This window comes from Microbacterium stercoris, from assembly GCF_017592545.1.
Classification (GTDB): Bacteria; Actinomycetota; Actinomycetes; order Actinomycetales; family Microbacteriaceae; genus Microbacterium; species Microbacterium stercoris.
Map to the genome: position 1 here is coordinate 311,383 of NZ_JAGFOA010000003.1, position 17,590 is coordinate 328,972.

A 17,590-nucleotide genomic window follows, 5' to 3' on the forward strand; every position below is an offset into this window, starting at 1 on the left:
ATCTGACCATGCCCACGCACCACACTATCGACCCGATCGCCTCGGCCACAGAGCGGCTCGACGTGGCGGCCCTGCAGCACCTCCGGGACCTTCACACTCGGTCGGCGGGGGAGCACCTGATCCGAGCCGTCACCGACGCCAGCGGGGACACCTCGCTGGCCGGGACGCCGATCCACGTCGATGAGGTGATGGCCGCGGTCCGCCACGCCGAGCAGGCCGCCCGAGCGGACGCGGAGCTGCGCCGCCTCGACGCCGCGTATCGGCGTTTGCTGGCCGCGATCTACGCCAACTCGACCGTGCGCCGTCCCGCGACCAGCATCGTGGACGTGACCCTGTGAGCGCCCAGCCGTTCCTGATCGCCGAGACCACGGCGAGCGGCGCCCCACAGCTCGCGGGCAAGCGCCGCCTCGCCGAGGACATCGAGCAGGCAACCGACGTCGCCGACGAGATCGGCGGCCAGGTGTTCGCGCTCGAGCCGATCGAGCCCGCACCGTACGTGCCGGTCGCCGCGATCCGTCATGTCGCCGCAGGCTACGTGCCCGGCCTCAACGAGGGGAGTGCAGCGTGAGCGCCAAGATGCGACGCCGTCGCCGCCACGACCGCCGCAAGCGCGTGCTGACGCACCGCCGCGAGGACGCGCTGTTCTTCGCGCGCGGGACGTTCCCCGCCTCGGCGCGCGCGATGTCGGTGTGTGTCTGCGGTGCCCGCGCGTTCAGCCGCGACGCGCACGGCTCGTTCCTGGACGAGTTCAACGACCAGCACGGCTATTGCGAGACGGAGGCGGCCTGAGATGGGCGAGCACGAGAAGGCCGACCACGCCGCGCAGGCGCGGCAGCACATCGACTGGGTGCACGAATGGCAGAGCGAGGAGGGCGCGACCGAAGCGACGCACCTCGCGACCGCCCTTGTCGCCCAGGCCGAGGCGACGCTGGCGCTCGCTGAGCAGCAGCGGATCGCGAACCTGATCGCGTTCCTCGCGACGCGACCCGACAACCACACGCAGGGCCGCCTGCAGACGGAGATCCGGAAGGGGCTGGGACTGTGATCGAACACGAGGGACCCGTGGTGACGCACACCGTCGAGCTGGACGAGAGCGGCGCGCTGCGCATCGCCGAACTGCAGGACGGCCAGCAGGTCGGCGCGGTCACGATGGCCGCTTCGGTGGTCGACGAGATCCGCCGGATCCTCGACGCCGAGCGCGACGAGCAGCTCGGCCGGTGGCGGTGGCCGGAGAACCCGGACTACGTGGTGTACCCGCGCGAGAACGGCAGCGTGACTGTGTTCGAGGAGTCGAACCCGACCGCCGCGCTCACGTTCTGGAAGCACGTGCGCAACGCCGAGGTCACCTCGGGCGCGTTCATGGAAGCCGCTCGCGCCTTCTTCGAGGCTCACCCTGAGCCGAAGCCATGGCACGACGCGAAGCCGGGCGAGCTGTGGGCGATCACGTTCCACGGCGTCGAGCGCCCGTGCCGCGCGATCAACCCGACCTTCAGTGACCGCGAGCTGGGCTTCCTGCCCGTCGACATCCCGATGCAGACGTGGTTCGCCGCCGACGCCCCGGGGATCACGGCAGGCCGCCCGATCTGGCAGGGGGCAGCGTCGTGACCGGCCCCGCGATCCTGTCGCAGATCACCGGCGACTCGGCCCGCGCTCGTGTGACCGACCCGGAGACCTCGCACGCCGCCGCCGACAGCATCACCACCGAGGGCCGCGAGGCGTCCGAGCTCGAGGTGATCGCGATCCTCCGCGACGCGAGCGGTCCGCTGTCGTCCGAGCAGATCGAGACCCGCCACCTGAACCGCGCCTGGCAGGGCACGGCCCCGACCACCTGGGCCGGGTCCCGCCTCCGCACCGCCCTGAAGCAGCTGGCCGACGACGGCCACGTCGTGCAGGACGGCGAGACCCGCACCCGCAAGGGCCGCCGCGCTATCGCCTGGCGACTCACCATCGAAGGAGACCACCGATGACCGCGACCCTGCAGGCGACCGCGTTCGTGAACATCATGACCTCGCGGATCTCGCACGTCCTCGCCGACGACGGCCGCACGCTCTGTGGCAAGAGCGGATGGAAGCGGCACGCCAGCGCGTCGCCCATCTTCCCGATGTGCGAGCGCTGCACCGCCGCCGGCGCGGCCGACGTCGTCCCCGCCAGCACGGCACGCATTGTCGTCCCCGAGGGCGCCCCGCGCGAGACGTGGCTCGCCGAGCGCGGCGAGGGCGTCACCGCCTCCGAGGTGTGGGAGATCGCCCGTGGCGGCGTGAAGACCTGGCGCCGGATCCTCGAGGCGAAGATGAACGGATCCCGCTTCAACGGCACCGCCGCCACCCGCGCGGGATCCTCCCGCGAGGCCGCGCTGCTCGACGAGGCAGCCGACGAGGTCGGCATGGTCCACCCGAACGGCGCCCTGTGGGCCGCCGCCGACAACGACCTGCACCGCGCCACCCCCGACGGCATCGGCATCCGCTCCGAGGCCGGCCTGATCGTCGTCGAGGTGAAGTCGCACGAGTACGGCTGGAAGCTCGACACGATCCCCGCCGACCACCTCGCCCAGGTGCAGTGGCAGATCCACGTGCTCGGCGCGACCGCGGGCCTGTACGGCTTCGAGGTCCGCGACGAGGACGACCAGCCGCCCGCCGACGGCGCCACCTGGATCCCCGTCCCGCGCGACGACGAGATGATCGCCTGGCTCACCTACCGCGCCGACCAGTTCATCGCCTGGCGCGAGGCCGGATGCCCCGAGGTCGACGACCTCCCCGACGAGGTCGCCGCCGCGCTCGCCGCGTGGGCCCCGACGAAGACCGCGCTCGACGCGGCCGCGGCGGCCGAGAAGGTCACGAACGGCGCGATGAAGAAGGCCGCCGCCGCGCTCCCGTTCGCGGACCGCTTCGGCGCGGTCGGCATGGGGGAGGTGGGCGGCTTCCAGATCACCGTGTCGGAGTCCGTCTCGATCGACGACGCCGCATGGCGCGCAGCCGAGCCCGAGGCGCACGCGCGCGCCGAGGAGTTGCGCGTCGAGCTGGCCTTCCTCGAGGCCGCCGCTAAGCGCAAGTACCCGCAGATCACGCGACGCCAGTCGCTGCGTTTCCAGGAGGTCGAGAGTGTCTGAGCTGGTCGAGGTCAAGACGATCGGGGAGGTCGAGCGGATCGTCCACGCCTCCGGGCTGTGGGACGGCACGGGCCCGGTCGAGTTCTCCGACGACGGCGAGACGTGGCGCGAGACCTGGGCACCGACCAGCGATCGCCCCTTCCCGGAGTACGCCCGCGTCACGGTGTACCGCAAGGAGGTGCGCGTCCCGACCACGGTCACGATCCGCTGGGACGAGCAGGTCCCCACGGCCGACCCGTTCTGGGCGGCGAAGTGGGCCAACGCCCCGATGCGCCACTTCGGCCGCACGGTCCGGATGGTCGCGTTCCGGCAGACGTTCCGCGAGCTGCTCGGCGACATGGTGCTCGAGGACGAAGACCGCAGCGGCCGCGAGACCACCGCGCCCGCCGAGGCGCCCGAGCCCGCGCCGCGCGATTGGGCGGCTGAGATCGCCGCGGCCGCTGACGCCGCGACGCTCGACGAGATCGACGCGGCCGCACGCAAGGCACGCGTGTTCACGCCTGACGCCGCCGGGACCGCGCTGCACCGGGCGCTGCGCTCTCGCCGTGCCGAGCTCACGACGTCGGCGGCTGCACCGATCGCGGGCCAGCGGGTCGAGATGTCGGCACGCCAGAGCGGCAAGTCGATCAGGATGCCGTCCGACTACCAGCCCCCGGCCAACCGTGCCGCGCGGCGCAAGAAGGGCCGCCGCTGATGCCCGCCGTCGACGAGAAGACCGGGGAGGTTCAGGAGCTCGCGCTCGTCCCGCTGGACATCGCCCGACTGAATGAGGACGAGATCGCGGCGATGTTCCCCTCGCCCGTCCAGGTCGCGGGGGCGCTGCTGATCGCGCGCGAGCGGATCTCGCGCGCTCCGAAGGCGCTCGAGGACCTCGCCGCCGACGTGAAGAAGGCCAAGCGCGACCTGATGATCGCGCGCGGCAAGGCGTTCGTGAACGCCCGCAAGGCCGGGTTCTCGATTGCCGACGCCCGCGCGTACGCCGTCATCGACGACGACGCCATGAGCGCGCAGGAGGAGGTCGACGACGCCGAGATCCGGCTCGAGTACGGCCGCGACCTGCGCCGCACCCTCACGACCGAGATCGACATCCTCCGGTCCCTCAACGCGAACTTCCGAGCGGAGCACTCATGACCACCACGACGATTGACGCGGCCGACCTGACGGTCGCGCACGAGCTGAAGATGGGCACCCTCGACATGGGGTGGCTGTCGAAGGGGCTGCTCGCCGCGGCCGCGAAGGACGAGGTGTACGGCGTGCGCTGCCATGCGCACATCGTCGCCGACCAGTTCACCGCCGTTGCGACCGCGACGGACGCCTACCGCCTCCACCAGATGCACCTCAACCTTCACGCCCCGGTCGACCCGATCGACGTCGTCGTGCCCCGCGAGGCGCTCGCCTGGGCGGCGAAGAACGTCCGCACCTTCACCCCGAAGAAGGACTCCCTGATCGAGCCGGTCGCGATCCTGCTGATCACCCTCCCGGTGATCCAGGACAAGACCACGCACCCCGGCTGGGCATCGGTGATCTACCGCGAGTGGGACGACGAGACCGCCCCCTCCGCCCGCTTCGACGTCCCCCTCGTCAAGGAGAACTACCCGCCGACCGAGCGCCTCATCGACATCGCTCGCACCGCCGAGACCAGCGGGCCGGCGCCCATCGTGCTCGACCACCTCGCCGACGCACGGGCGCTGCAGACCCCGCACACGACCCACCCGGTGATCCAGTACACAGCCGGCACCGGCGGCAAGCAGGGCCCCGCGCTCCTCGACTTCTGGGAGGGCTCCGTGCTGCGCGCGACCGCCCTCATCCAGCCGACGCGCACGGAGGAGGACGAATGAGCACGCGCACGCTCGTGCGGGCGACCGAGGTCGTCGAGCAGCCCGTCGGCTATCGCCAGCCGACCGTGCCCTGGAACGGCCTCACCGTGACGGACCTGTTCTGCGGGGCCGGCGGATCATCCTCCGGGCTCGTTGAGGCCGGGTTCAAGGTGGTCATCGCCGCGAACCACTGGGCGAAGGCAATCGAGTCGCACCAGATCAACCACCCCGAGACGGACCACTCGCAGGCGGACATCTCCCAGGTCGATCCGCGGTACTTCCCGCGCACGCACGTCCTGTGGGGCTCCCCGGAGTGCACGAACCATTCGATCGCGAAGGGCATCAAGCGGCACCGTCAGACCGAGCTGGCCCTGTTCGAGCTGGACGGTACCCGCCCGCAGGAGGACGAGGCCGCGAACCGCTCCCGCGCGACGATGTGGGACATCCCGCGCTTCGCCGAGCACCACCGCTACATGGCGATCATCCTCGAGAACGTCGTCGACGCGGCGAAGTGGGACCAGTTCCCCGCATGGCAGCTCGCGATGGAGTCCCTCGGCTACCGCCTGCAGTTCGTCTGGCTGAACTCGATGCACGCCCAGATCGGCGGCATGCCGGCCCCGCAGTCCCGCGACCGCATGTACATCGTGATGTGGCGCGCCGACCTCACGCAGGGCAAGAAGATCAAGGCCCCGAACATCGGCAAGTGGACCCGCCCGATGGCGCTGTGCCTCGAGCACGGCGAGATCCAGGCGGTGCAGGCGTTTAAGAAGAAGGAGCAGTGGGGCCGCTACCGCGCCCAGTACCTCTACCGCTGCCCCGAGTGCTGGGCCGTCGTCGAGCCGGGCTGGCTCCCCGCGTCGAGCATCATCGACTGGACGATCCCCGCCCAGCGCATCGGCGACCGCGACAAGCCCCTCGCGGAGAAGACCCGCGAGCGGATCCGCCGCGGCATCGAGCGCCACTGGGCGCCGATCATCGCGAAGGCCGCCGGCAACACCTACGACGGCATCACGACCGGGTCGAACTACCTGCGGGTGAACGGCACCGACGAGCCGATGCCCGTCCAGACCGGATCCGCGGAGCACGGCCTCGCCGTGCCCCCGTTCGTGATGACGAACAACCACGCCAACCGGGCGCGCACCGTCGACGAGACCCTGCCGACGATGACGACGGCAACGGCGCAAGCGCTCATCATGAACATCGTCAGCGGCGCGGACGACTCCCGCGTACGCCCCGCGTCGGACGTGCTCCCGTCGATCGTCGCCGGCGGCACGCACGCGTCGCTGCTCGTGCCGGTCGAGGGTCGCGAGGGCAAGGTGGCGGCGCTGGCGTCGGATCCGCTGCGCACGCAGTCGACCCGCAACGAGACCGGCCTGCTGGTGCCGTACTACAGCACCGGCACGGCGCGTCCGACGTCCGCCCCGATGGGCACCGTCACGACGGCGGACCGCGAGGCGCTGGTGATCCCGATGCGCAACCACGGCGTCGCGAAGCCCGCTTCGCACCCGATCGACACCGTCAGCGCGGAGGGCAACCACCACGCGCTCGTGATGCGGAACAACCTCGGCGGGGCGGAGATGTCCACGCCGGTCACGGAGCCGCTGCGCACGCTCACGACGGGCGGGCACCAGTCGCTCCTGGATCCGTCCGAGCCGATTAGCCTCGACGTCGACGACGCCGGGTTCCGGATGCTCGAACCGCACGAGATCCAGATGGGCATGGGCTTCGCCCCGGACTACCACCTGGTCGGGTCGAAGCGCGACAAGGTCAAGCAGGCCGGGAATGCGGTCACCCCGCCGGCCGCCCGCGATCTCGGGCACGCCGTCGCCGAGTTCCTGCTGGCGGTGGCGGCATGACCGTCGCGTTCGTGGACTACGAGTCCTTCATCGAGGAGCGAGCGCAGCTCAAGAACATGGGCGGCTTCGAGCCCGTCGATCTGCCCGGCCACCTGTTCGACTACCAGCACGCGCTGGTCGACTGGGCGGTCCGCAAGGGCCGCGCGGGGATCTTCGCCGACTGCGGCCTCGGCAAGACGCCGATGGAGCTCGCCTGGGCCGAGCAGGTGCACCGCCGAACGGGGAAGCCCGTCCTGCTGCTGACGCCTCTCGCGGTCGGATTCCAGATCGTCACCGAGGCCGAGAAGTTCGGGCACGACGCTGCGCTCTCGCGCGACGGATCCGTGACCGCGCCGATCACTGTCACGAACTACGAGCAGATCGAGAAGTTCGACTTCTCGGACTTCGGCGGCGTGGTCTGTGACGAGTCCTCTGCGATCAAGGCGTTCGACGGGACCCGACGCGAGCAGGTCACGGAGTTCATGCGGCGGATCCAGTACCGACTGCTCGGGACGGCGACGGCCGCGCCGAACGACTACTTCGAGCTGGGCACGTCGAGCGAGGCGCTCGGCGAACTGGGGCACACCGACATGCTCACGCGCTTCTTCGTCAACGACAACCGCACTGTGTCGTCCCGCTCGCGGTTCGCCGCCGGCTCGCGCGACGTCGGATGGCGCTTCAAGGGCCACGGCGAGGAGCCCTTCTGGCGCTGGGTGTCGTCGTGGGCACGTGCGATCCGCAAGCCCTCCGACCTCGGGTTCGATGACCGCGGGCACACCCTGCCCGCGCTGATCCAGCGCACGCACGTCATCGAAGCGCGCGAGTCCCGCGCCGACACCCTGTTCGACATGCCCGCGATCGGGCTGCAGGAGGAGCGCGAGGAGACGCGCCGCACGCTGACCGAGCGCTGCGAGGCCGCGGCCGCCGCACTCGACGATGCCGAGCACGGCGTCGCCTGGTGTCACCTCAACGACGAGTCCTCGCTGCTCGCCCGCCTCATCGACGGCGCGGTCGAGGTCACCGGATCCGACTCGCCGGAGGTCAAGGAGGAGAAGCTTGCGGCCTTCACGCGCGGCGAGATCCGCGTGCTCGTCACGAAGCCGTCGATCGGCGCCTGGGGCCTGAACTGGCAGCACTCCCACCGCATGACGTACTTCCCGTCGCACTCGTACGAGCAGCTCTACCAGGCAACCCGCCGGATGCTGCGCTTCGGGCAGCAGCACGACGTCGAGGTCGACGTCATCACCACCGAGGGCGGGCTGAACGTCCTCGCGAATCTCAACCGGAAGGCCGAGCAGGCCGACCGCATGTTCACCGCGCTCGTCGCGCACATGAACGACGCCGCGGGCGTGACCCGGGCGACGTACGACAACCCCGTGGAGGTACCGGCATGGCTGGCGTGAGGACTCAGCAGATCACCGACCGATGGGCGATCTACAACGCCGACTGCATGGACGTGCTCCGGGCGATCCCGGACGACTCGATCCATGCGTCGATCTACTCGCCGCCCTTCGGCGGCCTGTACAACTACTCGTCCGACGACCGCGACCTCTCCAACGCGCGCGACTATGACGAGTTCTTCAAGCACTACGGCTTCGTCATTCGCGAGAAGTTCCGCGTCACTGTGCCCGGTCGCACCACCGGCGTGCACGCCGCGCTGATCCCGTCCGGCAACACGGGCAAGGACAGCTATGTCGACTTCCCCGGCGACGTCATCCGCGCTCACCAGGCGGCGGGCTGGGAGCTGATCGCGCGCCATGTGATCTGGAAGGAGCCGCTCGCGGTCCGCAACCGCACCATGGCGAAGAACCTCGCGCACAAGACGATCGTCACCGACGCCGCATACGCCGGAGTCGCGGCCCCGGACGAGCTGCTCGTCTTCCGCAAGCCCGGGCCGTCGGCCGAGCCGATCTCGCACCCGGTCGGGCTCACCTCGAAGTACGCCGGCGACGAGCAGGTGCCCGCCGACCTGCAGCGCTTCCGGGGCTTCGACGGCGACCAGAAGGCCAATCGCTACTCGCACTGGATCTGGCGCCGCTACGCCTCGAGCGTGTGGGACGACGTCCGCATCGACCGCGTGCTCCCGTTCCGAGACGCCAAGGACGAGGACGACGAGAAGCACGTCCACCCGCTGCAGCTCGACGTCATCGAGCGATACCTCGACCTTCGCACCCTGCCCGGCGAGCGCGTGCTCACGCCGTTCATGGGCGTCGGGTCCGAGGTCTTCGCCGCCGTCCGCATGGGCCGCTTCGGCATCGGAGCTGAGCTGAAGCCGTCCTACTTCGAGCAGGCGATCCGCAACCTCGCCGCGGTCGACGAGGACGACGACTCCGAGTCCGTCGCCCTGTTCAACGACTGGGACGACCCCGCTGACGGGGATGCGGCATGAGCGGGCAGACGACGCACGCGCGCGCCGCGAACGCCCCGGTGTGCTTCACGAAGGACGTCCCGCGCCGCGCCCTGGTGACGATCCAGCGCCCGGGCGACTGGGATCGGGTCACCTGCCAGAGGTGCCACGACGCCGCGAAGGCGGCCGACTAATGGCCGTCTCGGTGGCGAAGAAGCGCGCGGTGATCGCGCGCGACGGCGGCTTCTGCCTCCTGGCCCTGGCGAACTGCCGCGGCGAGGCGCAGACGGCCGACCATCGCGCGAACCGGGGACACGGCGGCGCGGGCGACGTCCTCGACGACGGCGTGAACCTGATCGCGGCGTGCTCGATCTGCAACGCCGAGAAGGAGACGGCGACCGGCGTCGTGCTGCTCGACCTGCTCGAGCGGGGCCTGCGTGTCCTCCACGCCTCGACGCACCGCAAGACGCTCGAGCGCGTGTGGCTCACGCCGATCCTGATGCTCGACGGGTCGTGGCGGATGCCGATGTCGTACGACGACTGGCGCCCGGCGACGTCGTTCGAGATCGCGCGGCACCTCGAGGCGGTGGCCGCATGAGCATGCCGCGGTACGCGATGACATACGTCGTCTATTGGCCCGAGCAGGGCGTGCTGAAGGTGGGGCGCGCGTGGCGCTTCCACCGCGTGCAGATGATGACCCGCTCCGGCGGGCAGATCCTCGTGCTCGCGCGCGGCACGGACGCGACGTGGGAGGCGGAGGCCCTGCGGGTGCTGCGCCGCTGGTTCCCCGCCGCGTTCACGCGCGAGGCCGACGCGCGGGGGCTGCTGTTCATGGGCCGTGGCTGGTCCGAGTGCTTCCGGGTCGACGAGCACCACCTGCAGCTCGCCGTCGACCTGTGCTTCGAGGGATTCGCGAGAGGGAACGACCAAGGTGTCAATGAGGAGACGGCAGAGGGAGATCCCGCCGACGTTCTGGACGGATCCGGGCCTGCTGGCCGCGCCGAAGCCGGCGCGCCTGACGGGGATGGGTCTGTGGGGGTTCGTGGACGACGAGGGCCGCGCGGAGCTTCGTGCGGACCTGATCGCGGGCGCCGTGTATCCGGGGGATCCGGAGATGACGCCCGAGGTGATCGAGGAGCATCTGATGCTGCTCGACGAGTCGGGGTTCCTGCGGATCTTCGACGCGGACGGGGCGACGTGGATCGCGCTCACTCGGCCGCTGAGGACGCCGCGGCCGTTGCCTTCGGAGTGCCCGCCGCCGCCCGTGCAGGAAGCCTCCGGAAGGTTCCTGGCTGTGGGGGGCGCGCGGGAGCGGGTGCGAGCCGAGCAGGGGGAGCGCGCGAGCGAGTGGGCTCGGTGGGAGCAGGAGCAGGAGCGAACCCGGATACCGAAACGGCCCCTGTTGCTGGACGCCCCGCCGATCGGATGCCCGGATCACCCGAACGGACGATACGCAGACTGCGGCCCGTGTGGTACTGCGCGCCGCCGCCACGATCGCTGGGTGGCTCAGCAGCGCTACGAGGACCAGATCGCGAAGTTCAACGAGGAGCAAGAGCAGGAGGGGCCGTGGTGATCGCGGACACGTCGACAGCGGCAGGGGGCCGGCGATGAACCGGGACGACCGCAACCAGCAGACGGTGCTCGATGGGGCGTTGCAACAGCGCGCGGAGCGCATCGCCGCGGCGGACGAGAAGGCGCTCGAGCGGCTGCGGCGCGTCGGGTTCCGGTTCACGACCATTCAGCAGGCGTTGGCGTACCAGGCGAAGGCCCGGATGGTGGCGCGAGCGCAGGCAGACCTGATCCGCGAGTTCGCGGAGTGGACAGATGAGAGGAAGACAGCATGACCACCACGACGGTTCGGGTGTACACGAAGCCCGACTGCAAGCAGTGTGACCTCACGAAGGATCTGCTGACGAAGAAGGGGATCCCGTTCGAGGTCGAGGACATCCTCGACCCGGGGAACCTCGCCGCGGCACAGGCACTCGGGTTCGGATCGGCGCCCGTGGTCATGGTCGGCGACGAGGGATGGGCCGGGTTCCGCCCGGACATGATCGACGCGCTCGCCGCGCGGATCGCCGAGGAGACGGTCTGATGGTTGGGGAGACGGTGATCACGGTCGCGGGGAACCTGACGGCGGATCCGGAGCTGCGGTACACGCAGAACGGGCTCCCGGTGGTGAACTTCACGATCGCGAGCACGCCGCGCAACTTCGATCGCGCGAGCAACGAGTGGAAGGACGGCGAGGCGCTGTTCCTGCGCGCGAGCGTCTGGCGCGAGTTCGCGGAGCACGTGGCGGGTTCGCTGACGAAGGGCATGCGCGTCATCGCGCAGGGCCGTCTGCGTCAGCGCACGTACCAGGACCGTGACGGCAACAACCGCACGGCGATCGAACTCGAGGTCGACGAGATCGGCCCGAGCCTCCGGTACGCGACGGCGCAGGTGACGCGTGCGGCGCGTCAGGATGCCGGCGGGGCCGGGCAGGCGGATCAGTGGGCGGCGGCGCAGCCGGGCGGGGATGACGGGGCGTGGGCACCTGGGGGTGGGTTCGGTGATGACACTCCGTTCTGACCTCGAGGGCATGCGGATCCTGACGGTTCGTCAGCCGTGGGCGTGGGCGATCATCCACGGCGGGAAGGACGTGGAGAACCGGGTCCGGAACATCGCGGGCGACTACCGCGGCCCGGTGGCGATCCACGCCGCGCGGGCGGACGCAGAGGACGCGCCCGAGACGGTCTGGTGGGATCACGCGGACTGGTACCGAGCACGGCGAGCACAGCCGCTGAGGTGGGACCCGACCTGGTCTGACCGCGGCGCGATCATCGGCGTGGTCGACCTCGTCGACGTGCTCCCGCCGAGCTACTACGACGATGCCGAGGCGAACGAGGCGTGGTGCTCGGAGTGGGCAATGCCGGGGCACTGGCAGCTCGTGCTCGAGAACCCGCGCCCGCTTGCCGAACCGATCCCGTATCGCGGTGCGCTCGGTCTCCGCCGACTCGACGACGAGACGGTCGCACGCATCGCGGAGGTGCTGGCATGACCGGGTGCTGCGCGCGGTGCAAGGTGCCGTTCTCGTGGTGCGGCAACCCGGGCTGCGGCTGCCATGCACCGACAACCACGCTGCGCCGACTGATGGACGAGGCCGCCGCGCTCAGGGCGCGCGAGCAGAGGGGGAGAGCATGAGCGATCGGGCATGCATCCGCGGGTGCACGGTGAAGGACGTGCACTTCGCGGAGTGCGATGACTTCGGGAAGACGGGGGACGTCACGTGCCGGGGATGCGTGCCGCGCGAGGCCCGCGATGGCGCGTTGATCTGCGAGCGCTGCTACCGGCGTCTGCGGTCGCTGCTCGAGGACTCCGGCGACCTCGTCGGGCACCTGCGCAGCCTCGCGGACCCGACGAAGGCCGGGGCGATCGACCGGTCGAACCCGAGCGCGCGTCCGGAGCTCCCGGCGCCCGTGGCCGCGGACCTGGTCGACGCGTCGGACCACATCGTGCGCAACCTCCGGCAGTGGGCCCTTCACCTGCAGGGGTACGGCGAGTACGTCGCAGCGGGCCTCGAGGCGGGCGCGTCGGCCGCGGAGGCGTTCGAGGACGCGTCCGCGTGCGCCGAGGTGATCCTGCTCGCGCTCGACGACTTCGTGAACGACTCGCACCAGATCGAGCCGCTCTGCGAGGCCGTGCTCGACCGGGCGCCGGCGGGCGCCGAGCCGGATATGTGGACGCTCGCGGATGTCGCGGCGCGCTGGCGGCTCGCTGACACCCGCGCGTCGTGGGCGCCGGCACCGTGCCCGGACTGCGACCGCATGACCGTGAGGATCCACCCGGCGCGCGGGCGCGTTCCCGAGCGGTACGTGTGCCAGATGGGGCAGACCGTCCCGACGGAGGACTGCGGGTGGGAGGCGAACGCGCTTGACGACGGTGGCCTGTGGTCCGAGCTGTACGCGACCGAGCCCGCCGATGTGCGCGCGCACGACCCGCGCTGGATGACCCTCGCGGACGCGGCGCGCCTGGCGGGGTTCACGCAGGGCACGGTCCGCCGGTGGGCGGAGAAGGAGCTGGTGAAGACGGATGCGGGGCGGTATTGGCGTGAGGACGTCGAGGCCGTGGCCGCCGAGAGGAAGGGGAAGGCGGCATGAGCGTGCTGTACGTGACCGAGCCGCATGAGGAGACGGGGATGGTCGCCGCGATCACGGACGAGCCGTGCCCGTGCGGATGGCCGGAGACGGTGCTGCACATCTGGCCCGACGGGACGACGAAGCGCGGGTGCCCGTCGTGCGAGGTCGAGACGGACGTGCCCGAGGCCGAAAGCCCATCGGCGCCAGCGTGCCCCGAGTGCAGGTCGGGGAAGCATGGCGCGTGCGCGGGGTTCTCGTTCGACGCTGACGACGCCGAGGTGCCGTGCCCGTGCGGGGCGAGGGGGCACGATGGCTGACCGGTGGCTTACGATCGCGCAGGCCGCCGTGCGCGCGGGGAGGACTGAGCGCACCATCCGCAACTGGATCGCTGCGGGCGAGCTCACGCCGCTCGTGGGCAGGTTCCGGGAGTCCGACGTGGTGCGCGCGGAGCACCGGATGAGGGCGAAACGAGGCCGTCCGCGGAAGGATGCCCAGGCATAATGCCAAGCATGGACTGGGTCGTGTTCGCCGATGGGGCGAGGGAGATCAGCGCGGTGCTCCTCGAGTACGTCAAGGTGCTCGCGTGGCCCTTGCTGGTCCTCACGGGACTGATCATGTTCCGCAGCTCGCTCCGCGACGTGCTCGGGCGCATCCGGTCGGCCAGCGGCTGGGGAGGGAAGGTGGAGCTGGATGCTGCCGCCCGCAAAGCTGCCGAGGATTCGGAGGAGATCCCCGAACTTGCAGACGCCGAGCCCTCGCCATCGGACGGCGGAGGCAGGGATCACCCGGAGGCAGTGCTGGGCCGCTTCATCATCGCGTTCGCGAAGCTCGAGGTCGTGGTGCGCGACACGGCGGTGGCCCTGCATGTGCCGGAGGCGGGCCACAGCCTCAGGACGCTGGCGAGAAAGCTGCGACGTCTGGGATTCATCAGTGCTGAGACCGAAGGTCTTGCGTACGAAGTCCAATCCATGAGAAACGAGATCATCCATCACGCGGACCGCATCACGTTCGAAAGCGGCTGGGTCGACAACTTCATCGAGGCCACGACGAACCTCGAGCGGGTCCTGCGTTCGGTGGGACGGAAGGGGGATCCGGCGGAGGAGGTGGGCGCGCCCGGCGCGTAATGCTTCAAACTCTTCCATCGAACGTGTTACGCTTCGCGTGAGCCTTCAATGGGCCTGGACAAGACGTCCAGGCCCATTTCGCGTATCTGGGGCGCGGTGGCTGTCGATCGGGCGCGTGGCCCGCCCTCGCCGAGACTCTCGCATGCCGCGAGCCGAGCGGGCTGCGCGCGACCACGTGGGGAGGTTCGCCGTGGGCACTCGTGCACGGAAGGAGCGCAAGCGCGCCGGCGTCCGCCACGAGCACACCCGCGAGATGGCCACGCTGCACCCGTGGGCGTACGTGAAGGGCGGGCTCGGCCTGATCAGTCCCGCGGAGGTGCAGGCTCGCATCCTCGCGAGGCCGTCACGCTGATGGGCAGCCACGCGATCCGCGACGGTAAGGGGCACCGCGCCTATCGCCGCGAGCAGGCCGCGCTGAAGCGCCGCACGAAGGCCGAGCACCTGCCCTGCGGGTATGGCTCGCCCTCGGGGTGGGGATGCGGCGAGCAGATCGACACCGACCTGCCCTCGACCCACCGGCGCAGCTTCACCGCCGACCACGACAAGGCGCTCGCCAACGGGGGCCGCCTCGTCGGCCAGGTGCTCGTCCCGATGCACCGCGACTGCAACGCCCGCAAGAGCAACCACGCACCCGTAGAGATCTGGGAGGCATCATGAACAGCCACAAGGTGGACGTCGTCATCGCCGAGGGCGAGCCCATGCACGGCCACGAGGACCTTGCCGCGGTGCTCGGTAACGCCGAGCCCCGGGAGCCTGAGCAGGTCGACGTCGCCCCGGACCCTCACCGCCGCATCATCTACCTCGCCGCCACGAAGCGGGCGGGCCTGGACGAGGCGAAGGCGCTCGGCATCGAGCCGGTGGCAGTGGTCACACCGCGCAGCCTGGACGCAGCCCGCGGCATCGTCGCCGACGCCATCGAGGCATCCGCCGCGCTCCTGCCCGACGAGATCGACGAGCTCATGCCGCACGTGGCACCGAGCCTCGCGACGACCGGGGTCGAGTGATGGCCGCCATCGGGACTGTCGTCGGTCGGATCCTCGCGCAGATCGGGGAGGCGGACCCTGTAGAGGTCGGCTCGTTCGAGCTGCCTATCCACTTCGAGACGAACACTGAGCCGGTCAAGCGCGAGACGCCGCCCAGCGGCCCCTCCGGAGTCTCCCGAGCCCGCTGACCGCCTCCGCCCGGGCGTCGCTGAAAAATCCAGCGACGCCCGGGTGCTGCCAACCTCCCGCGCGGTCCTGGCGCCTCTCTCCGCGGGTGAATTGACGATGTGGGGGAATTGGGAGGAGGTGGGGCGAATGGGACGACCCAAGGCCCCCTGCGGCACCGATGCGGCCTACCGTCGGCACCTCCGCAACGGCGAGCCCGTCGACGACGCATGCCGCCAGGCGCACACCGAGGCGCAACGCGAGCGACGCCGCTCGCCCGCCGCCACGCCGACCGCTTCCGCGGAGATCGAGGTGCCCGCGGAAGCCAGCGGCGACGCCGACGACGGCGACGACATGAAGCTCATCGTCGACACCCTCCGAACCGCGTTCAAGACGGTGGCCAAGAAGGACCCGACGAAGCTCGCACCGATCGCGCGGGAGTTCCGCACGGCGGTCGTGGAGGCATCCCGCGCAGGGGACGCGCCGAAGGAGCTGAGCCTTGCTGACCAACTCGCCGCAGCTCGAGCTGCTCGGGCTGCAAGAGCCCAGGGTCAGGGCGCTACCTCTTAGCCGCGTCGACTCGCTGATCGACGACGTCCTCGACATCTGCGACCTCGCGAAGATCCGGTGCGACCCATGGCAGGAGGGCGGCCTCGAGGCGATCACCTCGATCGACGCCGACGGCCAGTGGGCGGCGACCGAGTTCGGCGTGCTCGTCTCCCGTCAGCAGGGCAAGGGCAACATCCTTCTGCCCTACGAACTCGCCCACCTGTTCCTGTGGCCGCGCGAGGACGGCGCGCCGAAGCTGATCGGCCACACCGCCCACGAAGGGGCGACGGCGCGCGAGGCGTTCCGCCGAGCTCGACGCACGATCCTCGCCTCGCCGATCCTGCGCGCCGAGCTCGTCGGCGGCGGCAAGCAGACCGCCCAGGGCGTCACCGGCATCTCGACGGGCAACGGCAACTGGGCGATCGAGCTGAAGAACGGCAACCGCCTGGTGTTCTTTACCCGCACCGGATCGGCCGGCGTCGGCATCTCCTTCGACGTGCTCATCGTGGACGAGGCGCAGCACTCGCCGCTGAGCATCCTCGAGGCGCTGCTGCCCGCCACGGACGCGAGCCCGAACAAGCAGGTGCTGTTCACCGGCACGGTCCCCAAGGAGGACCAGGACGGCGAGTACTTCGAGGGCCTGCGCGACCGTGGCCGCAAGGGCGGGTACGAGCGCACCGGATGGATCGAGCACACGCCCGTCGGATCGGACGACCCGGACACCGCCGCGAAGCTCGACCTTGGAAGCCCCCAGGTGTGGCGCGAAGGCAACCCCGGCCTCGGGATCCGCCTCGCGTGGAAGACCGTGCAGGACGACTGGGACCGTATGGGCCAGACGAACCCGGAGGCCTTCGCCCGTCAGCGCTGCTCGATCTGGCCGAGCCGGCGCCCCGAGGTGGCCGCGAAGCTGTCCGAGCTGGACCTCGAGGTGTGGAAGCGCCACGCGCGCGACGACGCCGCGGTCTCCGGCGACGGCGTCGTGCTCTCGCTCGCCCTCGGTCGAGGCGGCGGATACGGCACCATCGGCGCGGCCGTCCGCATCGACTCCGAGAACATCGCCGTCGAGCACCTCCACACCGAGACCGGCACCCGCTGGATCGCCCCGAAGCTCAAGGAGCTGAAGGCGAAGTACGGCAACGCGCTCGTCGTGCTCGACGCGAAGAACGCCGCAGCCGTCATCGGCGCACTCGACGCCGCTGGCGTCAAGTACCTCGCGATGAACCTCGACGAGATCGCCGCAGCGCACACCCTGTTCATCGAGCACGTCAACGCCGGGCTCGTCCCGCACCGCAAGCAGGACGAGGTCACGAAGTCGCTCGAGCTGGCGACCACCCGCAACATCGGCCGCGCCGGCGTCACGTGGGAACAGTCCGACCCGACCAAGCCCGTCAGCCAGGCCCAGGCGGTCACCTGGGCGCTGTGGGGCGTGCTCAAGTCCGAGGCGACCCCGAAGAAGCCGCCGCCCCCGCCGCCGCCCAAGGCCGCGGTGATCACCCGCGACGACGTCGCCCGAGACGAGACGAACCTCGCGCACGCGCGGTTCTGAGGA

Annotated in this window: 27 protein-coding genes; all 27 read left to right on the plus strand. The window is 70.6% G+C overall.

Features of this window, described 5'->3' with window-relative positions:
- Window positions 1–8: 8 nt before the first annotated feature.
- The 27 genes from J5V96_RS09240 to J5V96_RS09370 all read left to right on the plus strand — a co-directional run bounded on the left by J5V96_RS09240 (window position 9) and on the right by J5V96_RS09370 (window position 17,587).
- Window positions 9–338 (plus strand): hypothetical protein, encoded by a 330-nt coding sequence (locus J5V96_RS09240; protein ID WP_208503046.1) that lies wholly within the window; start codon window positions 9–11, stop codon window positions 336–338.
- Complete coding sequence (locus J5V96_RS09245; RefSeq protein ID WP_208503048.1) at window positions 335–568, plus strand: hypothetical protein; 234 nt, start codon at window positions 335–337, stop codon at window positions 566–568. Before J5V96_RS09240 ends, J5V96_RS09245 begins: the two co-directional genes overlap by 4 nt.
- Window positions 565–789, plus strand: a complete 225-nt coding sequence (locus tag J5V96_RS09250) for a hypothetical protein (protein ID WP_208503050.1) — start codon at window positions 565–567, stop codon at window positions 787–789. Before J5V96_RS09245 ends, J5V96_RS09250 begins: the two co-directional genes overlap by 4 nt.
- Window position 790: 1 nt before the next feature.
- On the plus strand, window positions 791–1,045 hold the full coding sequence (locus J5V96_RS09255; protein WP_208503052.1) for a hypothetical protein: 255 nt from the start codon (window positions 791–793) through the stop codon (window positions 1,043–1,045).
- On the plus strand, window positions 1,042–1,605 hold the full coding sequence (locus J5V96_RS09260) for a hypothetical protein (protein ID WP_208503054.1): 564 nt from the start codon (window positions 1,042–1,044) through the stop codon (window positions 1,603–1,605). Before J5V96_RS09255 ends, J5V96_RS09260 begins: the two co-directional genes overlap by 4 nt.
- On the plus strand, window positions 1,602–1,967 hold the full coding sequence (locus tag J5V96_RS09265; RefSeq protein WP_208503056.1) for a hypothetical protein: 366 nt from the start codon (window positions 1,602–1,604) through the stop codon (window positions 1,965–1,967). Before J5V96_RS09260 ends, J5V96_RS09265 begins: the two co-directional genes overlap by 4 nt.
- Window positions 1,964–3,106: a YqaJ viral recombinase family protein gene (locus J5V96_RS09270; protein ID WP_208503058.1), complete on the plus strand. Its 1,143-nt coding sequence runs from the start codon at window positions 1,964–1,966 to the stop codon at window positions 3,104–3,106. Before J5V96_RS09265 ends, J5V96_RS09270 begins: the two co-directional genes overlap by 4 nt.
- Window positions 3,099–3,800 carry a hypothetical protein gene (locus J5V96_RS09275; RefSeq protein ID WP_208503060.1) on the plus strand — a complete coding sequence of 234 codons (702 nt, stop codon included), beginning with the start codon at window positions 3,099–3,101 and terminating at the stop codon, window positions 3,798–3,800. The genes J5V96_RS09270 and J5V96_RS09275 overlap by 8 nt, the downstream gene beginning before the upstream one ends.
- The gene (locus tag J5V96_RS09280) at window positions 3,800–4,237 is read left to right on the plus strand and encodes a hypothetical protein (protein WP_208503062.1); all 438 of its coding nucleotides are present in this window, start codon (window positions 3,800–3,802) and stop codon (window positions 4,235–4,237) included. The genes J5V96_RS09275 and J5V96_RS09280 overlap by 1 nt, the downstream gene beginning before the upstream one ends.
- Window positions 4,234–4,944: a hypothetical protein gene (locus tag J5V96_RS09285; RefSeq protein WP_208503064.1), complete on the plus strand. Its 711-nt coding sequence runs from the start codon at window positions 4,234–4,236 to the stop codon at window positions 4,942–4,944. Before J5V96_RS09280 ends, J5V96_RS09285 begins: the two co-directional genes overlap by 4 nt.
- Window positions 4,941–6,779, plus strand: a complete 1,839-nt coding sequence (locus J5V96_RS09290) for a DNA cytosine methyltransferase (protein ID WP_208503066.1) — start codon at window positions 4,941–4,943, stop codon at window positions 6,777–6,779. Before J5V96_RS09285 ends, J5V96_RS09290 begins: the two co-directional genes overlap by 4 nt.
- Window positions 6,776–8,161, plus strand: a complete 1,386-nt coding sequence (locus J5V96_RS09295) for a DEAD/DEAH box helicase (RefSeq protein ID WP_208503068.1) — start codon at window positions 6,776–6,778, stop codon at window positions 8,159–8,161. Before J5V96_RS09290 ends, J5V96_RS09295 begins: the two co-directional genes overlap by 4 nt.
- Window positions 8,149–9,147 (plus strand): DNA-methyltransferase, encoded by a 999-nt coding sequence (locus tag J5V96_RS09300; protein WP_208503070.1) that lies wholly within the window; start codon window positions 8,149–8,151, stop codon window positions 9,145–9,147. Before J5V96_RS09295 ends, J5V96_RS09300 begins: the two co-directional genes overlap by 13 nt.
- The gene (locus J5V96_RS09305) at window positions 9,144–9,299 is read left to right on the plus strand and encodes a hypothetical protein (RefSeq protein WP_208503072.1); all 156 of its coding nucleotides are present in this window, start codon (window positions 9,144–9,146) and stop codon (window positions 9,297–9,299) included. The genes J5V96_RS09300 and J5V96_RS09305 overlap by 4 nt, the downstream gene beginning before the upstream one ends.
- A complete protein-coding gene (locus J5V96_RS09310) occupies window positions 9,299–9,703 on the plus strand; it encodes an HNH endonuclease (RefSeq protein ID WP_208503074.1) in 405 nt (134 codons plus the stop codon). The genes J5V96_RS09305 and J5V96_RS09310 overlap by 1 nt, the downstream gene beginning before the upstream one ends.
- Before the next feature lie 444 nt (window positions 9,704–10,147).
- Window positions 10,148–10,678 carry a hypothetical protein gene (locus J5V96_RS09315; RefSeq protein ID WP_208503076.1) on the plus strand — a complete coding sequence of 177 codons (531 nt, stop codon included), beginning with the start codon at window positions 10,148–10,150 and terminating at the stop codon, window positions 10,676–10,678.
- A gap of 34 nt (window positions 10,679–10,712) precedes the next feature.
- Window positions 10,713–10,949 carry a hypothetical protein gene (locus J5V96_RS09320; protein ID WP_208503078.1) on the plus strand — a complete coding sequence of 79 codons (237 nt, stop codon included), beginning with the start codon at window positions 10,713–10,715 and terminating at the stop codon, window positions 10,947–10,949.
- Window positions 10,946–11,197 carry a glutaredoxin domain-containing protein gene (locus J5V96_RS09325; RefSeq protein ID WP_208503080.1) on the plus strand — a complete coding sequence of 84 codons (252 nt, stop codon included), beginning with the start codon at window positions 10,946–10,948 and terminating at the stop codon, window positions 11,195–11,197. The genes J5V96_RS09320 and J5V96_RS09325 overlap by 4 nt, the downstream gene beginning before the upstream one ends.
- Entirely contained in the window at window positions 11,197–11,673 is a 477-nt protein-coding gene (locus J5V96_RS09330) for a single-stranded DNA-binding protein (protein WP_208503082.1), read from the plus strand. The genes J5V96_RS09325 and J5V96_RS09330 overlap by 1 nt, the downstream gene beginning before the upstream one ends.
- Window positions 11,657–12,142: an ASCH domain-containing protein gene (locus J5V96_RS09335; protein WP_208503083.1), complete on the plus strand. Its 486-nt coding sequence runs from the start codon at window positions 11,657–11,659 to the stop codon at window positions 12,140–12,142. Before J5V96_RS09330 ends, J5V96_RS09335 begins: the two co-directional genes overlap by 17 nt.
- A gap of 139 nt (window positions 12,143–12,281) precedes the next feature.
- The gene (locus J5V96_RS09340; RefSeq protein WP_208503086.1) at window positions 12,282–13,241 is read left to right on the plus strand and encodes a helix-turn-helix domain-containing protein; all 960 of its coding nucleotides are present in this window, start codon (window positions 12,282–12,284) and stop codon (window positions 13,239–13,241) included.
- Window positions 13,242–13,729: 488 nt separating this feature from the next.
- Window positions 13,730–14,344 (plus strand): hypothetical protein, encoded by a 615-nt coding sequence (locus tag J5V96_RS09345; RefSeq protein ID WP_208503089.1) that lies wholly within the window; start codon window positions 13,730–13,732, stop codon window positions 14,342–14,344.
- Between the two features lie 190 nt (window positions 14,345–14,534).
- The gene (locus J5V96_RS09350; protein ID WP_208503091.1) at window positions 14,535–14,696 is read left to right on the plus strand and encodes a hypothetical protein; all 162 of its coding nucleotides are present in this window, start codon (window positions 14,535–14,537) and stop codon (window positions 14,694–14,696) included.
- A complete protein-coding gene (locus J5V96_RS09355) occupies window positions 14,696–15,001 on the plus strand; it encodes a hypothetical protein (RefSeq protein WP_208503093.1) in 306 nt (101 codons plus the stop codon). Before J5V96_RS09350 ends, J5V96_RS09355 begins: the two co-directional genes overlap by 1 nt.
- Window positions 14,998–15,348 (plus strand): hypothetical protein, encoded by a 351-nt coding sequence (locus J5V96_RS09360; protein ID WP_208503095.1) that lies wholly within the window; start codon window positions 14,998–15,000, stop codon window positions 15,346–15,348. Before J5V96_RS09355 ends, J5V96_RS09360 begins: the two co-directional genes overlap by 4 nt.
- 294 nt (window positions 15,349–15,642) lie before the next feature.
- Complete coding sequence (locus tag J5V96_RS09365) at window positions 15,643–16,062, plus strand: hypothetical protein (RefSeq protein WP_208503096.1); 420 nt, start codon at window positions 15,643–15,645, stop codon at window positions 16,060–16,062.
- Window positions 15,992–17,587, plus strand: a complete 1,596-nt coding sequence (locus tag J5V96_RS09370) for a hypothetical protein (protein WP_208503098.1) — start codon at window positions 15,992–15,994, stop codon at window positions 17,585–17,587. Before J5V96_RS09365 ends, J5V96_RS09370 begins: the two co-directional genes overlap by 71 nt.
- Window positions 17,588–17,590: the final 3 nt, after the last annotated feature.

Bases quoted from the DNA above. Each gene is read 5' to 3' on its own strand.
- J5V96_RS09280 (WP_208503062.1), top strand. From the start codon at position 3,800: ATGCCCGCCGTCGACGAGAAGACCGGGGAGGTTCAGGAGCTCGCGCTC.
- J5V96_RS09295 (WP_208503068.1), top strand. From the start codon at position 6,776: ATGACCGTCGCGTTCGTGGACTACGAGTCCTTCATCGAGGAGCGAGCG.
- J5V96_RS09360 (WP_208503095.1), top strand. From the start codon at position 14,998: ATGAACAGCCACAAGGTGGACGTCGTCATCGCCGAGGGCGAGCCCATG.
- J5V96_RS09320 (WP_208503078.1), top strand. From the start codon at position 10,713: ATGAACCGGGACGACCGCAACCAGCAGACGGTGCTCGATGGGGCGTTG.
- J5V96_RS09305 (WP_208503072.1), top strand. From the start codon at position 9,144: ATGAGCGGGCAGACGACGCACGCGCGCGCCGCGAACGCCCCGGTGTGC.
- J5V96_RS09340 (WP_208503086.1), top strand. From the start codon at position 12,282: ATGAGCGATCGGGCATGCATCCGCGGGTGCACGGTGAAGGACGTGCAC.
- J5V96_RS09240 (WP_208503046.1), top strand. From the start codon at position 9: ATGCCCACGCACCACACTATCGACCCGATCGCCTCGGCCACAGAGCGG.
- J5V96_RS09330 (WP_208503082.1), top strand. From the start codon at position 11,197: ATGGTTGGGGAGACGGTGATCACGGTCGCGGGGAACCTGACGGCGGAT.
- J5V96_RS09335 (WP_208503083.1), top strand. From the start codon at position 11,657: ATGACACTCCGTTCTGACCTCGAGGGCATGCGGATCCTGACGGTTCGT.
- J5V96_RS09290 (WP_208503066.1), top strand. From the start codon at position 4,941: ATGAGCACGCGCACGCTCGTGCGGGCGACCGAGGTCGTCGAGCAGCCC.
- J5V96_RS09300 (WP_208503070.1), top strand. From the start codon at position 8,149: ATGGCTGGCGTGAGGACTCAGCAGATCACCGACCGATGGGCGATCTAC.
- J5V96_RS09345 (WP_208503089.1), top strand. From the start codon at position 13,730: ATGGACTGGGTCGTGTTCGCCGATGGGGCGAGGGAGATCAGCGCGGTG.
- J5V96_RS09325 (WP_208503080.1), top strand. From the start codon at position 10,946: ATGACCACCACGACGGTTCGGGTGTACACGAAGCCCGACTGCAAGCAG.
- J5V96_RS09285 (WP_208503064.1), top strand. From the start codon at position 4,234: ATGACCACCACGACGATTGACGCGGCCGACCTGACGGTCGCGCACGAG.
- J5V96_RS09365 (WP_208503096.1), top strand. From the start codon at position 15,643: ATGGGACGACCCAAGGCCCCCTGCGGCACCGATGCGGCCTACCGTCGG.
- J5V96_RS09355 (WP_208503093.1), top strand. From the start codon at position 14,696: ATGGGCAGCCACGCGATCCGCGACGGTAAGGGGCACCGCGCCTATCGC.
- J5V96_RS09270 (WP_208503058.1), top strand. From the start codon at position 1,964: ATGACCGCGACCCTGCAGGCGACCGCGTTCGTGAACATCATGACCTCG.
- J5V96_RS09310 (WP_208503074.1), top strand. From the start codon at position 9,299: ATGGCCGTCTCGGTGGCGAAGAAGCGCGCGGTGATCGCGCGCGACGGC.
- J5V96_RS09255 (WP_208503052.1), top strand. From the start codon at position 791: ATGGGCGAGCACGAGAAGGCCGACCACGCCGCGCAGGCGCGGCAGCAC.